The organism is Marinobacter iranensis (assembly GCF_029207565.1).
GTDB lineage: Bacteria > Pseudomonadota > Gammaproteobacteria > Pseudomonadales > Oleiphilaceae > Marinobacter > Marinobacter iranensis.
This window is the reverse complement of sequence record NZ_JANCMW010000005.1, coordinates 205,830-221,806: the sequence shown is the minus strand read 5'-3', so window position 1 is coordinate 221,806 and position 15,977 is coordinate 205,830. Positions and strand designations below refer to the sequence as shown.

The 15,977-nt window shown below is 58.0% G+C and carries 15 protein-coding genes; 13 read left to right on the top strand and 2 right to left on the bottom strand.

Translation table 11 applies throughout. The annotated features are described in order from the left end of the window. Window positions 1–65: 65 nt before the first annotated feature. Entirely contained in the window at window positions 66–863 is a 798-nt protein-coding gene (locus NLU14_RS10470; protein ID WP_275706187.1) for an inositol monophosphatase family protein, read from the bottom strand. Between the two features lie 184 nt (window positions 864–1,047). On the opposite strand from NLU14_RS10470, the gene trmJ reads away from it, so the two are divergent. The 13 genes from trmJ (at window position 1,048) to der (ending at window position 13,792) form a co-directional block, all read left to right on the top strand. Next, complete coding sequence (gene trmJ / locus NLU14_RS10465) at window positions 1,048–1,902, top strand: tRNA (cytosine(32)/uridine(32)-2'-O)-methyltransferase TrmJ (RefSeq protein WP_275706186.1); 855 nt, start codon at window positions 1,048–1,050, stop codon at window positions 1,900–1,902. Then, entirely contained in the window at window positions 1,889–2,680 is a 792-nt protein-coding gene (gene cysE, locus NLU14_RS10460; protein ID WP_275706185.1) for a serine O-acetyltransferase, read from the top strand. The genes trmJ and cysE overlap by 14 nt, the downstream gene beginning before the upstream one ends. 77 nt (window positions 2,681–2,757) lie before the next feature. Further along, entirely contained in the window at window positions 2,758–3,255 is a 498-nt protein-coding gene (gene iscR, locus NLU14_RS10455; protein ID WP_275706184.1) for a Fe-S cluster assembly transcriptional regulator IscR, read from the top strand. Window positions 3,256–3,275: 20 nt separating this feature from the next. Beyond that, window positions 3,276–4,424, top strand: coding sequence for an IscS subfamily cysteine desulfurase (locus tag NLU14_RS10450; protein WP_275706183.1), 1,149 nt, complete (start codon window positions 3,276–3,278; stop codon window positions 4,422–4,424). 67 nt (window positions 4,425–4,491) lie between these two features. Then, window positions 4,492–4,920: a nucleoside-diphosphate kinase gene (gene ndk, locus NLU14_RS10445; protein WP_275706182.1), complete on the top strand. Its 429-nt coding sequence runs from the start codon at window positions 4,492–4,494 to the stop codon at window positions 4,918–4,920. Between the two features lie 62 nt (window positions 4,921–4,982). Beyond that, on the top strand, window positions 4,983–6,095 hold the full coding sequence (rlmN, locus tag NLU14_RS10440) for a dual-specificity RNA methyltransferase RlmN (protein ID WP_275706180.1): 1,113 nt from the start codon (window positions 4,983–4,985) through the stop codon (window positions 6,093–6,095). A gap of 99 nt (window positions 6,096–6,194) precedes the next feature. Next, window positions 6,195–6,968, top strand: a complete 774-nt coding sequence (gene pilW / locus NLU14_RS10435) for a type IV pilus biogenesis/stability protein PilW (protein ID WP_275706250.1) — start codon at window positions 6,195–6,197, stop codon at window positions 6,966–6,968. Further along, window positions 6,958–7,953, top strand: coding sequence for a RodZ domain-containing protein (locus NLU14_RS10430; protein WP_275706179.1), 996 nt, complete (start codon window positions 6,958–6,960; stop codon window positions 7,951–7,953). The genes pilW and NLU14_RS10430 overlap by 11 nt, the downstream gene beginning before the upstream one ends. A gap of 33 nt (window positions 7,954–7,986) precedes the next feature. After that, window positions 7,987–9,105 carry a flavodoxin-dependent (E)-4-hydroxy-3-methylbut-2-enyl-diphosphate synthase gene (gene ispG, locus NLU14_RS10425; protein WP_275706177.1) on the top strand — a complete coding sequence of 373 codons (1,119 nt, stop codon included), beginning with the start codon at window positions 7,987–7,989 and terminating at the stop codon, window positions 9,103–9,105. A 40-nt stretch (window positions 9,106–9,145) separates the two neighbouring features. Next, on the top strand, window positions 9,146–10,426 hold the full coding sequence (gene hisS, locus NLU14_RS10420) for a histidine--tRNA ligase (protein ID WP_275706176.1): 1,281 nt from the start codon (window positions 9,146–9,148) through the stop codon (window positions 10,424–10,426). A 50-nt stretch (window positions 10,427–10,476) separates the two neighbouring features. Further along, window positions 10,477–11,133 carry a YfgM family protein gene (locus NLU14_RS10415; protein ID WP_275706175.1) on the top strand — a complete coding sequence of 219 codons (657 nt, stop codon included), beginning with the start codon at window positions 10,477–10,479 and terminating at the stop codon, window positions 11,131–11,133. Beyond that, on the top strand, window positions 11,133–12,305 hold the full coding sequence (gene bamB / locus NLU14_RS10410) for an outer membrane protein assembly factor BamB (RefSeq protein ID WP_275706174.1): 1,173 nt from the start codon (window positions 11,133–11,135) through the stop codon (window positions 12,303–12,305). Before NLU14_RS10415 ends, bamB begins: the two co-directional genes overlap by 1 nt. Before the next feature lie 62 nt (window positions 12,306–12,367). Next, window positions 12,368–13,792 (top strand): ribosome biogenesis GTPase Der, encoded by a 1,425-nt coding sequence (gene der / locus NLU14_RS10405; protein ID WP_275706173.1) that lies wholly within the window; start codon window positions 12,368–12,370, stop codon window positions 13,790–13,792. A 24-nt stretch (window positions 13,793–13,816) separates the two neighbouring features. Here the strand turns inward: der and pta are convergent, their stop codons facing one another. After that, complete coding sequence (gene pta / locus NLU14_RS10400) at window positions 13,817–15,970, bottom strand: phosphate acetyltransferase (RefSeq protein ID WP_275706172.1); 2,154 nt, start codon at window positions 15,968–15,970, stop codon at window positions 13,817–13,819. Between the last annotated feature and the right edge of the window lie 7 nt (window positions 15,971–15,977).

Below are 15,977 nucleotides of genomic sequence, written 5' to 3'. Positions count from 1 at the left end.
GTCAGCCACAAAAAAGCCGCAACCCCGTAAGGCGTTGCGGCTTTTTTGTGCTCAGCCAGCTGTAATCAGCGAGGCAGACGGCCCCGGAAAGGGTGAAGGGTTTTCAATACTTCCCGGAACAGCTTGGGGTTTGCGACGATAAGCTGTTTTGCTTTTTCCGTTGACGGGTTGCCCGAGAAATCACCGGTCAGTGCACCGGATTCCAGGGCCAGCGTTACGCCTATGGCCAGGTCGGCCGGCTCCGGGCGGAAAATGACTGCTGCATCCAGGTGCCCTGAAGATACCCTGGCTATGTCCAGCGCAACGCAGCCGGCGGTGCGGAACATGCTGCTGTCCCGGGCCAGCAGGGACGCCATCTCGCCCCACATCAGTGGATCGTCCCCGGAGCGGGTCTGGTCCAGCAGGTTGCTGACCACCGCAGCCCTGTCGGCGTGTTTGACTTCACTGGTACGCACGCGCCGGCTATTGAGCGCGGCGCCGTGGCCGCGGCTGGCAGAGTATTCTTCACCAGTGACCGGATTAACCAGCAGCAGGTTCTCGGTGCGGTTGTTTTTCTTTTGCAGCAACGCCAGTGCAAAATCGGGAATGCCGCGCAAGAAATTCTCACGCCCGAGAACCGGGAAAATATGCCAGCTCTTGTCGTTGCCGTCGGCGTCCGCCTCATTCAGCGGAGCGATTACGTGGTCTTTGTAGGCTTTTTCGAGCTGTTCGGAAAAATTGTCGTAAACAGACTGTTCTACCCGCTCCAGTTGCTTGCGGCGGTCTTCGCTGTCGCCGTTGGGTTCCTGGCGCTCGAAGTGTGCTTTCAGATAGTCGGACCCCTGACGCGCGACGCGCAGGGCCATTTTGATTGCTGGTTGCATCTGAGTGTTCATTATCCGGGTGTGTGAAGGCCGCATAGCATATCAAAAACTGGCCCGGCTTGTACGTTTTTCCACTCCGCAATGTCACGGATGGCGCTGTATCAGGGCTTGTCCGGAGAGGCGGGGAAGGGGGCAGATCTGCTATCATGCGCACCTTTCCAGTTTTTACAGAGATTCTACCGCCATGCACAAGCCAGCGATGCCCCTGGAGGGCCCTGACACCTACAACGACCAGATCCGGATTGTTCTGGTCGAAACGTCCCACTCCGGTAACATCGGTGCGGTCGCCAGGGCCATGAAGAATATGGGGCTGGGAAACCTGTGGCTTGTCAACCCGGCGTCCTTTCCTGACGAGGCCTCCTATGCCCGTGCGGCGGGCGCCTCCGATATACTCGACAAGGCCACGGTTGTGGCGTCCCTGGATGAGGCCATTTCAGATTGTGTCTGCGTTATGGGCACCAGTGCCAGGGGGCGTAAGGTGCCGTGGCCAGTCATTGCGCCGCCCGATGCGGCAGCCAGGGCATCCGCACAATCTGCAGCAGGGCAGGTTGCCCTGGTCTTCGGGCGTGAGAACCATGGGCTGAGCAATGAAGAGCTGCAGCGTTGTCATTTCCACATACATATTCCGTCGAATCCGGATTACAGTTCGCTGAATCTGGCCATGGCGGTTCAGGTTATGTGCTATGAATTGCGTATGCATTATCTCAAGGGCCTTGAAGGTGGGGATGGGAGCCCATATCTCAAACCCATGGTAGCGCCGGGAGATACGGGGTGGGATGTGCCTCTGGCGCCCGTCCGTGATGTGGAGGGCTTTTTCAGCCATCTGGAGCAGGTACTGGTGGATGTTGATTTTCACCGTCGGGACAACCCGCGTCAGCTAATGACACGACTCAGGCGATTGTTCCAACGTGCCGGGCTCGATCAGATGGAGATCAATATCCTTCGGGGGATATTGACTGCTGTACAGAAATCGGCAGGCAGCGCTGAGGTCTCAAAAAACACTTCAAAGGCTGGTTCAACAGCTGGTGAACAGGAATAGGGTTATGTTTGATCGATTAAGGGAAGATGTGAACAGTGTGTTTCATCGTGATCCCGCAGCTCGCAATACGTTCGAGGTACTGACCAACTACCCGGGTCTCCATGCGCTCCTGTGCCACCGGTTATCGCACTGGTTGTGGGGCCTTGGGCTGAAATGGATAGCGCGAACCTTTTCCACCATTGCCCGTTGGTTGACGGGTATCGAGATCCACCCTGGCGCGACGATCGGGCGCCGGTTCTTTATCGATCATGGTATGGGCGTTGTGATTGGTGAAACCACGGTCATCGGGGATGACGTTACCCTTTACCAGGGGGTAACCCTCGGCGGAACCAGCTGGAATAAAGGCAAACGTCACCCGACGCTGGGTGACGGTGTTGTCGTCGGTGCCGGAGCCAAGATTCTCGGCCCCTTTACCGTCGGTGAAGGCGCCAAGATTGGTTCCAATTCCGTCGTCACCAAGGAAGTGCCGGCCGGTGCAACCGTGGTTGGTATTCCGGGGCGGATCGTCGTCAAGCGTAAGGGTGAAGACGACGTTCGGCGCAAGGAAATGGAAGAGCGTATGGGCTTTGATGCCTATGGCGTAACCGAGGAAATGCCGGACCCGGTCGCCCGGGCCATGCGCAGCCTGCTGGACCACATGCATGTAGTGGATGACCGCATCGAGAATATGTGCAAGGCACTACGCAAAGTGAACAGTGAGTACCAGAATGGCGAGCTGCCACCGCTGCAGGAGGAGGATTTTGACTGTGTGCGGGACGACGAGCCGTCGCAACGGTGAATACTTGACTGATTTGGTGGGTCAATTCATACTCGGCGTTGTTAAAGCCGAATCAATCCCTGACCGGGGCTGACGTTATGAGACTGACCACCAAAGGCCGCTATGCGGTGACGGCAATGCTGGATCTTGCCCTTCACGGGGATCAGGGGCCGGTGAGTCTGGCTGACATATCTGCCCGGCAGGAGATTTCCCTCTCTTACCTTGAGCAGTTGTTTTCCCGTCTTCGCCGTCACAAACTGGTGACCAGTATCCGGGGGCCTGGCGGCGGTTACCGCCTGAGCCGTGAGCCTGACGCGGTATTTATTGCCGAAGTGGTGGACGCGGTCAGTGAATCCCTCGATACCACCCGTTGCGGCAACAAGGGTGATTGCCAGAATGGCGAAAAGTGCCTGACCCACCACCTTTGGTCCGATCTCAGCGAGCAGATCCATCAATTCCTCAGTGATATCAGCCTTGGGGACCTGATGCGGAAACGGGAAATCCAGGTGGTTGCCAGCCGGCAGAACAAACGCCATTCAGACGGCGACTCACAGACGATTAACACCGAGCGCCTTACTGATCAGGCGCCGGCCTGAACGACAATCCTGAAACCTCTATGAAAAAGCCCGTCTATCTGGATTATGCGGCAACCACGCCCGTAGACCCGGCCGTTGCTGAAGAAATGTTCAAGTACCTGACGCCTGACGGCGTGTTTGGGAACCCCGCGTCCCGTTCCCATGCCTTTGGCTGGCAGGCGGAAGCTGCCGTTGAGGGTGCTCGCCGTCAGGTCGCCGGCCTGATCCATGCCGATCCCCGGGAAATTGTCTGGACATCGGGCGCCACCGAGTCCGATAACCTCGCCATCAAGGGCGCCGTTGCCGGCCGTGAGAACCCGCATGTTGTCACCTCTGTTGTTGAGCACAAGGCCGTGCTTGATACCTGTAAATGGCTTGAAGGGCAGGGTGTTGACGTTACCTGGCTGAAGCCGGGCACGGATGGACGGATTTCCAGGCAACAGGTTGAAGACGCACTCCGTGACAATACGGTTCTGGTCAGCCTGATGATGGTCAACAATGAGCTGGGCTGCCTGACGGACATTGCGGCCATCGGCGCGATGCTTCGTGAGCGTGGTGTGTTGTTTCACGTCGACGCTGCCCAGGCAGCAGGAAAAACCGAGGTGGATGTGACCGCCATGCCGGTGGACCTGTTGTCGCTGTCCGGCCATAAGGTCTACGGGCCCAAGGGGATTGGTGCGCTGTATGTGCGCCGTTCCCCGGATGTGCGTATTGGCTCGCAGATACATGGGGGCGGCCACGAGCGCGGTATGCGTTCGGGCACTTTGCCAACCCATCAGATTGCCGCTATGGGGAAGGCCTTTGAACTGGCCGGCGAGGGCCTTGAGCAGGAAATGGCAATGCTCGAATCCCTGCGTGAGCGTTTTCTTTCCGGGCTTGAGAGCCTTGACGGCGTAACACTCAACGGTAGCACCGAACACCGGGTACCGGGGATTATCAACCTGTCGTTTGACGGCGTGGACGCCGAATCATTGATGCTGGGGTTGCGGGAACTGGCGGTTTCGTCCGGTTCGGCCTGTGCCTCGGCCACGATCGAGCCTTCATTCGTACTGAAGGGAATTGGGCTGGACGATGAACAGGCCCACCGGGCGCTCCGGTTCTCCTTCGGGCGGTTCTCAACCGCGGAGGAAGCGGACTTTGCGGCCGCGCAAATTGTTGACGTTGTTACCCGTCTGCGCTCGGTGCGGTAGGCAGTTGCCTCCGGACTGCGTATAATCCCAACCCTGAAATTTTTCTGGACCTGAATGGAGATAGATCATGGCAAACGAGCGCACGCTCTCGATTATCAAGCCCGATGCAGTTGCAAAGAATGTGATCGGAGAGATTTACACCCGCTTTGAAAAAGCGGGCCTGACCATTGTAGCTGCCAAGATGATGCACCTGACCCAGGAGCAGGCTGAGGGCTTCTATGCCGAGCACAAGGAGCGCCCGTTTTTCAATGATCTGGTTGCGTTCATGACTTCTGGCCCGGCAGTGGTTCAGGTTCTGGAAGGCGAAGGTGCTATCCTGAAGAATCGTGACCTGATGGGCGCTACCAACCCCAAGGAAGCGGATGCGGGCACCATCCGTGCCGATTTCGCATCATCAATCGATGCCAACGCTGTTCACGGTTCAGATTCCGCCGCGTCAGCCGAGCGCGAGATTGCGTATTTTTTCAATGACAGTGAGATCTGCCCGCGCGGCTGATCGGACTGTCCCGGGCCGGGAGTTTTCCCGGCCCGGATTGGTTATTTGATCGAGGTTATGAAATGACAGCTGTTGCTGAGAAAACCAACCTTCTGGGGATGCCGAAGGCCAAGATGGAGGCCTTTTTTGAGTCCCTGGGGGAAAAACGTTTCCGTGCAACACAGGTGCTGCAGTGGATTCACCAGCGCGGGGCCGATGACTTCGATCAAATGACCAATATGAGCAAGGTCCTGCGGGAAAAGCTCAAGGAAGTGGCGGAAATCCGTGGCCCGGAAGTGGTGTACGACGAGTCCTCCAAAGACGGCACCCGCAAATGGGTCATGCGGATGGATAATGGCAACAGTGTTGAAACCGTGCTGATCCCCGATGGCGAGCGCGGAACCCTGTGTGTTTCCTCCCAGATCGGCTGCAGCCTGGATTGCACCTTTTGTTCAACCGGCAAGCGGGGCTTTAACCGCAATCTCACAGCCGCCGAGATCATCGGGCAGGTATGGGTGGCACGCAAGGCCTTCATGCCATTTGAGCCCGGCCCTGAGCGCCCGATTACCAACGTGGTGATGATGGGTATGGGTGAGCCGCTGCTGAACTTCGACAATGTCGTTGACGCCATGAACCTGATGATGGAAGACCTGGCCTACGGCATATCCAAGCGACGGGTGACTGTGAGTACATCAGGGGTGGTTCCGGCAATTGACCGCTTGGGGGAAGTTACCGATGTTTCACTGGCCATTTCGCTCCATGCCCCCAATGATGAACTGCGTAACCAATTGGTGCCGTTGAATAAAAAGTACCCGATTGTTGAGCTGCTGGCAGCGACGCGCCGTTACCTGGCCCGTTTGCCGGATAAGCGCAAGGCAACGATCGAGTACACGGTCATCGAGGGCGTGAACGATCAGCCTGAGCATGCAAGGGAACTGGCCGTTGTTCTTCGCGGTCTGCCGTGCAAGATCAATCTGATTCCGTTTAACCCTTTTCCGGAGAGCGATTTTCGGCGTCCGAGTATGAATGCAACGCGTCGTTTCCAGGCGGTTCTGAACGAGGCCGGGTACATTGCGACGGTGAGGACGACGCGGGGTGACGATATCGATGCTGCCTGCGGGCAGCTTGTAGGTAGGGTGGAAGATCGCACCAAACGAAGTCAGCGCTACATACAGGTACATCAGGTCAGCCCTTGAGCCCAGGCACCAGGATATTTTTGAAAGGTGCCAAGACACCCCTGACAATTAGAGGAATTCCCGACTGTGACATTTGCACCAGTAAACAAGATCCGGGCCATGCTTTCCGTGGTATTGCTGGCGATGTTTGTCACAGGATGCGTGACCAATACCGATAGTCGGTTCGCGCGTGAGGCGGACCGCGACAAGGCGGTCAGGAACTATGTCCAGTTGGGTACCGCCTATATTGGTCAGAACAATCTGGAGAGAGCACGCCACCACCTGGAACGGGCCCTTGAGTTGGCTCCCGAGAATCCTGGTGCCCTGGCTGCCATGGGGCTGGTCTACAATGCCGAGGGCGAATCAGAACTGGCCGAGCGATCGTTCAAGGAGGCCTTGGCCAATAACGAGACTTATACACGTGGACACGTTTATTACGGGGCCTTTCTTTATGGTGAGCGTCGCTTTGAGGACGCCCGCGACCAGTTCATGGCCGCATCAAGGAACACGTCCTACGACGACCGGGCATCCGTGTTTTTCAATCTTGGCCTGACCGAAGAGCGGATCGGTAACCTTGAGGGTGCGGTGACGGCCTATCGTCGTGCTGTCGATTTGTCCCGAGGTGATCCGAAGTCGTTGATGGCCCTGTCGCGGACTCTGGTTGAATCCGGTGAGTATCAGGCGGCGTCCCGTCATTACAGTCGCCTGATGACCCTGATGCAGCGTAACCAGAATCTCCGCCATTCTCCGGAAAGCCTGTATACAGGTATTCGCATAGCCCGGCATTTTGGTGAGAGGAACAAGGAGTCCAGCCTGGGGCTTCTGTTGAAGAACAATTTTCCGAACTCTGTCGAATACCAACAATACAGGGTGATGATGTCAAATGGACAGTGATGACACGCTACAACAGCCAGCCGTGAGTGAGCCTGCGGGCCAGCAACTCAAACGTGCGCGGGAACAGAAGGGACTGAGCGTTACGGCTGTGGCTGAGGCCCAACACCTACGCCCGGCCGTGATACAGGCTATAGAAGACGGGGAATACGAGCAGATCGACAGTGAACTGTTCCTCAAGGGCTATGTCAGAACCTATGCACGACAGGTTGACCTGGATCCGGACGCGATTATTGCCACGCTCGATCAGGAACTGGAACCCCTCCGCCAGCAAAAGGTGGAGGCTGAAGAGGCCAATCCGCTGGTTGATATCGAGCGCCGCAGGCGGCAGAAACGCCGGATTGCCAGGCTGCTTCTGTTCCTGCTGGCGATTGCCGTGATTGTGTTCCTCGGCTTGCGTTTTATGGGTGAGCTCGACGGGACGGTTGAAGACACGGCTGAGCCGGATGTTGCGACCGAGGCTGAATCGCCGGAACAGGGTGACGAGGCGGATCCGCTTGATAACGGTACAGATGAAACTGTTACCGAAAGCCAGCCGGAGCCGGTTGTTGAAGAGCCGATCATTGAGGAAAATGGTGAACTGACCTCCACCCCACCAGAGGTGGTGCCGCCGGAAGCGCCCGAGCAGGCTGAAGCGCCGGCGCCCGATGTGGAAGAAGTCGATGAAAGTCGTGTGCCGGTGGTGACCAGTTCGCCGGAACCGACGTTTCAGGAGAGCGCCCAACCAGAGGCAGCCGTGGGCACCGGCCGCCTGGAAATGACATTCACTGATAAGTGCTGGGTCCAGGTGACCGATTCGGTGGGTAACCGTCTTGTTGGCTCCCTGCAACGGGAAGGCGACCAGATTGATGTATCAGGCAGGCTGCCGATCGACGTGGTTGTCGGGGCGGTTGATGCCATTGAATCCATACGGTTTGACGGGGAGCCGGTCGACTTGGCTGGCTTCCGGGTCGTCAACAACCGTGCAGAATTTACACTGGACATCTGAACGTTACGAACCCTCTTTTCCGGTTAGCAGGCTATGAATCACGAATCTCCGATCAAAAGACGCAAATCACGCCAGATAATGGTGGGTGATGTTCCCGTGGGCGGGGACGCACCGATTGCTGTCCAGAGCATGACCAACACCAACACCTGCGATGTCGAGGCAACCGTTGGGCAGATCCGCGCGTTGCAGGAAGCGGGTGCCGATATTGTCCGGGTATCCGTGCCCACCATGGACGCTGCGGAGGCGTTTGGAAAAATCCGCTCCCTGGTGTCCGTGCCATTGGTGGCGGATATTCACTTTGATCACCGTATTGCGCTCAGGGTGGCGGAGCTGGGTGTGGACTGCCTTCGCATCAATCCGGGCAATATCGGTCGCGATGACCGCGTCAGTGCCGTGATCAGTGCCGCTCGTGACCGCAACATCCCTATCCGGATCGGTGTCAACGCCGGCTCGCTGGAGAAGGCCCTGCAGCGCAAGTACGGTGAACCCACGCCGGAGGCACTGGTGGAATCCGCCATGCGCCATATCGACATTCTGGACAAGCACGATTTTCAGGATTTCAAGGTCAGCCTCAAAGCATCCGAAGTATTCATGACCGTGGCGGCTTACCGGCAGATTGCGGCCCAGATCGAACAACCACTGCATTTGGGTATTACCGAAGCAGGCGGCTTCCGCTCTGGCACCGTGAAGTCCTCCATTGGCCTGGGCATGTTGCTGATGGACGGCATTGGCGACACTATCAGGGTGTCCCTGGCGGCGGATCCCGTGCAGGAAATCAAGGTTGGCTTTGACATTCTCAAGAGCTTGCGCCTGCGCAGCCGTGGCATCAACTTTGTTGCCTGTCCCAGTTGCTCACGCCAGAATTTCGATGTCATCCAGACCATGAACGATCTGGAGGCCCGTCTGGAAGATGTCAACGAGTCCCTGGATGTGGCCATCATTGGCTGTATTGTAAATGGACCGGGTGAGGCCAAGGTCGCTGACCTGGGCCTGACCGGTGGCAGCCCGAAGAACCTGTTCTACGCGTCGGGCAAGCCGAACCAGAAACTCGATAATGCCAACCTGACCGACGACCTGGAACGACTGATCCGTGAGGAAGTGGCCCGTCGCAAGGAAAAGGAAGAAGCGATCATTACCCGCTCGACTGACTGAGAGCCGATCGTCAAATCATTGAAACAGATAAGGTAGTAACTTGGCTAAGATCCAGGCAATCCGCGGGATGAACGATATCCTGCCAGAGCAGACGCCGGTTTGGCAGTTTGTGGAAGACACGGTCAGGAAGGTCCTTTCCCAATACGGCTATCAGGAAATCCGTATGCCGGTGGTTGAGCAGACCGACCTGTTCAAGCGTTCCATTGGCGAAGTCACGGATATTGTCGAGAAAGAAATGTATACCTTTGAGGACCGCAATGGCGACAGCCTGACACTGCGTCCCGAAGGTACGGCTGGCTGTGTCCGTGCCGCGGAAGAGCACGGGCTGCTTTTCAACCAGACCCGTCGCCTGTGGTACACCGGGCCGATGTTTCGTCATGAGCGCCCCCAGAAAGGCCGGTATCGCCAGTTCCACCAGATTGGTGTGGAATGTTTTGGCATGACCGGGCCGGACATCGATGCCGAGCTTCTGGTGCTGACCGCCAGGCTCTGGCGGGAACTGGGGCTGAGCGAGCACACCCGCCTGGAAATCAACTCCATTGGTACCTCAGAAGCCCGAAGGCAATATCGGGAAGCATTGGTGGCCTATCTTTCGGGCTATCGGGATCAACTGGATGAAGACAGCCAGCGGCGGTTGGCTTCCAACCCGCTGCGTATTCTCGACAGCAAGAACCCCTTAACACAGCAGCTTCTGGCTGACGCGCCCAATCTGGACGACTATCTCGACCAGGAATCCCGGGACCATTTCCGGGAGCTTCGTTCATTGCTGGACGCGGCTGGTATCCAGTACACCGTCAATCCGAGGTTGGTTCGCGGGCTCGATTACTATGGCAAAACCGTATTCGAGTGGATTACCGACAGTCTTGGGGCGCAGGGCACCGTATGCGCCGGTGGCCGGTACGATGGCCTGGTGGAACAACTGGGCGGCAAACCCACCGTTGCGGTCGGGTTTGCCATGGGGCTTGAGCGCCTGATCCTGCTACTGGAAACCCTGGACCTCGTTCCGGACCGTGCCAATGGCAACGTGGACGTATATGTTGCTGCCATGGGCGATACCACCGTGGCTCCTGCGCTGGCGTTGGGTGAATCCCTTCGCGATGCCTTGCCCGGAGCAAGAGTCATGAGCCATTGTGGCGGCGGCAGTTTCAAGAGCCAGATGAAGAAGGCTGATCGCAGCGGTGCTCGTTACGCGGTCATTCTGGGCGAGAATGAGGTCGCTAACGGTACGGTGGGTCTCAAGCCGCTTCGGTCGGACGAACCGCAGCAGGATATAGCACAGGCGAACCTTGCGGCGACACTTGAAGAATTACTGGGCCGTTGACGGCGGGCCGACAGGCTATAGCACAATTATCATTTATTTTAGGAGTCATCATGGCTGAAATGCGTACTGAGGAAGAAACGGTCCAGGCAATCAAGGACTGGTGGAAGAAGAACGGCAGTTCGCTCCTGATTGGCATTGCCGCTGCACTGGCCATTGTATTCGGTTGGCAGGCCTGGCAGAACCATCAGATGCAGCAACGCACCGAGGCAGCTTCCCAGTTCGCTGAGCTGATTAACGCCTACAGTGATGAGACCGACGAAAACCGCGCCGATACGGTTGCCTACATAGCGAAAGAGCTGCAGGAAGAGTACAGCGACAGTGCCTTTGCCATCTACGGCATGCTGATGCTGGCGCGCCAGCAGGTCATGGATCAGGGCGATCCGGAAGCTGCGATCGAATCGCTGACCTGGGCACAGGAAAAGACCGGGGAATCCGGGCCGTTAACCCTGGTTGTACGCAATCGCCTGGCCCGTGCCCAGTTCGCGGCGGAAAAGTACGATGAGGCCCTGGCTACCATTGATAGTGTGAATGATGCCGGCAGCTTCAGCGCCATCTTCACCGAACTCCGGGGCGATATCCTGTTGGCACAGGGTAACCGTGAGGGCGCCCGTGAAGCCTACCTGGCGGCCAGGGAACAGAATCAGCAGGGTCGCAGCGGTATCCTTGAGCTCAAGTTGTCTGACCTTGGCGTAGGGGAGGGAGCCTGATGCCCTGGTTGTTCAACGGGCACAAACAGTTTGTTTTATCCCTGGGGATGCTGACACTGGCATTCCTGGGAGGATGTAGCACCAGCGACACTTTTGAGCAGCCAGCGCCCGTACCGGAGATCTCGTCGAGTATCGGCCTGGAATCGGTCTGGAGCATGAGTGTTGGCGACGGGCACGATGACAAGTTTCTGTACCTGGCGCCGCTGAACACCGGGGAGACGCTCTATGTGGCGTCAGCGGATGGTGAAGTCTATGCGGTAGGTGCTGAAAACGGCGAGGTGTTCTGGTCCCGGGAGCTTGACCAGGAAATCAGCGCTGGCGTGGGTGGAGATCAGGACAATCTGTATCTGGTGACCCGTGATGCACAACTGAAGGCCCTTTCACGGCAGGACGGCTCTGAACTCTGGGAGCAGCCACTGCCCAATGAGGCGCTGGCATCACCGCAATCCAATGGAAGCCTTGTGGTGGTCCAGACCATTGACGGCAAGGTTCTGGCCTTTGACACCGCCACTGGTGAGCGATCCTGGCAATACGACAGTGATGTGCCGGTTTTGTCCATACGTGCCGCAGCATCACCGCTTGTGGGTGCCGATCTTGTGCTGGCCTCACTGTCCAATGGCAAGTTAATGGCGATTTCAACAGAGACCGGGCAACCGGTCTGGCAGTATGAAGTCGGCCAACCCCAGGGGCGTACGGAACTGGAAAGACTGGTCGACGTTGCTGGTGAGCCGCTGATCCTCGAGAGTGCCGCCATGGTTGTCGGCTATCAGGGCAATCTTGCGTTGGTTGACCTGCAGAGTGGTCAGGAGATCTGGAGCCGGAAAGCGTCCAGCCTGCAGTCGCCGATGATTGGCAATGGCAACATTTTCATTGCCTCGGCCAATGGCGACATCATTGCCTATCGTGGTTCTGACCGTCGCGAACTCTGGGTTCAGGACAGGTTGTCCTGGCGCCAGCCGACGCAGCCGATCGTTTATGAGGATTACTTGTTGATTGGCGACTTCGAGGGATACATTCATATCCTGTCCATGGAGGATGGCAGCCTGGTGGGCCAGCATGAATTTGACGACGACGGCCTTCGGGTTCCCTTTCAGCGTCTGCAGAACGGTAACCTCCTTGTATACGGTAACAGCGGTAAACTGTCCGTAATGAAACTCCGGGAGCTTGACTGATAGCTCCTTTCCGGCCCTATCGCTGTGAAGCGCGGGCCCTGTTCAATGTATAGCGAAAGATTATGACCCCTGTAATTGCTCTTGTCGGCCGTCCCAATGTGGGAAAATCGACACTGTTTAACCAGATGACGCGGTCCCGGGATGCGCTTGTGGCGGATTTCCCCGGCCTGACCCGCGACCGTAAATACGGTGAGGGCAATTACGAGGGGCAGCGCTTTATCGTGATTGATACCGGCGGCCTGACCGGTGGCGAGGAGGGCCTGGATGCGGAAATGGCCCGCCAGTCCATGCAGGCGGTCGAAGAAGCCGACATCGTGCTGTTCCTTGTTGACGGTAAGGCTGGCCTGAACGGTGGCGATGAATTGATCGCAGCGCACCTGCGCAAGACCGGAAAGCGGGCACACCTGGTGGTCAACAAGACCGACGGCCAGGACCCTGACGTTGCCGCTTCGGATTTTTACGGTCTGGGCTTCGAGTCCACCTACCTGATTGCAGCCTCCCATAACCGGGGGATTCGCTCCATGCTGGAGGAGTTGCTGCCGTCCGAAGAAGAGCGTGAAGAGCAGGACCGTGCTGACCGCTATCCCGGTATCCGGATTGGCATCGTTGGGCGCCCGAACGTAGGCAAGTCCACCCTGGTCAACCGTATGCTCGGTGAGGACCGGGTAATAGTGTATGACATGCCTGGTACCACCCGGGACAGTGTCTACATCCCGTTCGAGCGTATGGAGAACCAGTACACGCTGATTGATACGGCCGGTGTACGCCGACGCAAGAACGTCAGTGAAGTAGTGGAAAAGTTTTCCATCATCAAGACCCTCCAGGCCATTGATGACGCCCACGTGGTGATTCTGGTGATTGATGCGCGGGAAGGGCTGGTGGATCAGGACCTTCACCTGATTGGCTTCGTGCTGGACGCGGGCCGCTCCCTGGTGATCGCCGTCAACAAATGGGACGGTATGGACCCGGAGGACAGGGCCAAGGTAAAAGAACAGGTTCAGCGTCGCCTGGATTTCCTCGACTACGCCGACAAGCACTATATTTCCGCGCTTCACGGTTCTGGTGTGGGGGTGATGTACGAGTCGGTCCATGACTGCTATGAATCGGCAATGGCAAAGTGGCCCACCAATCGCCTGACTGCCATCCTTCAGGACGCCACGGCACAGCACCAGCCGCCGCTGGTCCAGGGGCGTCGTATCAAGCTGCGGTACGCCCACCAGGGCGGTTCGAACCCGCCGGTCATCGTGGTGCATGGTAACCAGACCGATGCGCTGCCCGGGGCTTACAAGCGTTACCTGGAAAATACCTTCCGCAAGGTGCTGAAGGTGAGCGGTTCCCCCATCCGCTTTGAGTTCCGCTCCAGCGAAAACCCGTTCGCCAACAAGGTCAGCCGGCTGACGCCGCGCCAGAAGGTCAAGCAGGACAACGACCTGAAGAAGGGCCGCCCGGTGAAAAAGAAAGCGCGAATGAAGAGCAAGAAGCGCTGAGCTGGCGCTTGCCGGGCTGACCGCTCAGATCAGCCCGGCGTCCTCCACCTGTTTTGCCTGGACCGCGGTGAGCGCGATGGTAAAGACGATGTCTTCCACCAGGGCTCCCCGGGACAGGTCATTCACCGGCTTTTTCAGGCCCTGCAGCATGGGGCCGACACTCACCACGTTTGCGCTTCTCTGCACGGCCTTGTAGGTGGTGTTGCCGGTATTGAGGTCGGGGAAGATAAAGACCGTTGCCTTGCCTGCCACCTTGCTGTCCGGGGCCTTGCTTTTGCCAACGCTCTCAATGGCGGCGGCATCGTATTGCAGCGGGCCGTCGATCAGCAGATCAGGGCGCCTTTCCCGTGCGATTCGCGTTGCTTCCCGTACCTTGTCCACGTCTTTGCCACTGCCTGATTCACCAGTGCTGTAACTGATCATCGCCACCACCGGTTCAATGCCAAAGGCTTCCGCTGAACCCGCGCTCTGGATGGCGATGTCTGCCAGTTCCTCCGCGTTCGGGTCGGGATTGATGGCGCAATCGCCGTAGACCACCACCTGTTGTGGCAACAGCATGAAAAAAACGGACGACACCACCTTGGCGTGATCGTGGGTCTTGATCAGTTGCATGGCAGGGCGAACCGTGTTGGCCGTGGTATGCACGGCACCGGATACAAGGCCATCGGCCTTGCCTTCGGCAACCATCATGGTGCCCAGGACCACGTTGTCCTCAAGCATCGCTTCGGCCATGTCCGGCGCCAGCCCCTTATGCTTCCGCAGTTTCACCATCGGCTCGATGTAGTCCTGGCGGACATCGGAGGGAGCAATCACGTCCATGTCGTCCGGCAGTTCCATGCCCTGGGAGCGCGCAACATTGGCAATGTCGTCCCGGTCGCCCAGCATGATGCAGTGAGCCAGTTTGCGCTGGTGACAGATTATCGCGGCCTGTACGGTACGGGGTTCGTTACCTTCAGGCAGAACAATACGCTTTGCCGCCGCCCGTGCGCGTTCCGACAACAGGTAGCGGAAGGCCGGGGGAGACAATCGGCTCTGCCGCTCCACCCGCAGATGCTCCCTCAGCCATTCCGCATCAATTCGGGTGGCCACGGCTTCCATGGCTTTTTCAATGCGATCCGGGTCATCCACCGGGATCGCCGGTGACAGGTTGGCCAGCCGATGGGCTGTCTCGTAGGTGTTGGTGGTCGCCTTCATGACCGGCAAACCGGTTGCCAGTGCCCGCCGACACAGATCAATCACCCGCTGGTCCGGCATCAGGCCGCCAGTCAGCATCATTCCGGCCAGGGGGACACCATTCAGGGCGGCCACTGCGGTGGTCACGATAATGTCCTCGCGGTCACCCGGGGTCACCATCAGTGTGCCGGGCTTGAGGGTGTCTACCATGTTGCGGATGGTACGGGCGCTGACGGTGACTTTTTGCACACGGCGGGAGTGCATTTCCCCCTCATGAAGCACCTCCGAACCCATTTCCCGGACGATGTCCGAGACCCGCGGCGCCAGTAGTTCCGGCTGCCAGGGGATCACCGCAAGCAAGCGGTAGCGGCCCTGGCTGAATACCTTGCAGGCCTGGCCGTAATCCGGGGCCTGCGTATTTACTTCGGCATTTACTCGTGGTGCGAATTCCGATTTTTCGGGTTCCCCCGTCTTGTTCAGGACAACCCCGACCACATCGGGATCAGAGGGGCTGGAAAACAGCCGGGCGTAAAAGTCGAGTTCCTCGTCGAGAGTTTCAGGAGCCGCATTACCCGGCGTACTCACCAGAATGACTTCAGAACCCAGGTTGCGCGCCACCTCAACGTTCAGCCTGGCTATGTAGGCTTCAGTACGGTCCGGAACCAGGCCTTCGATAATGACGACATCGACGGTATCGGCCACCTTTCGGTACTCACCGACAAGGGTTTCCATCAGTTGGTCGGATTTACCGGTGTTCAGTAGTTTTTGCGCTTCCTTCAGGCTCATGGGTTCCGGCGGCTCCAGATGGCTGCGGGCCCGGACGAAGGCCACAGACGTATCTTCTCCACGATTGTGATGGGCCTCGCCTTCGTGAACAGCCTGGCGAAAGGGCTTGTAAAAGCCCACGCTGACACCCACACGCTCCAGGGCACGAAGCAATCCCAGGCATACCGATGTAAGCCCCGAGTTTATGGAGGTGGGTGCAACATAGAGATTCTTTGCCATGACAGGC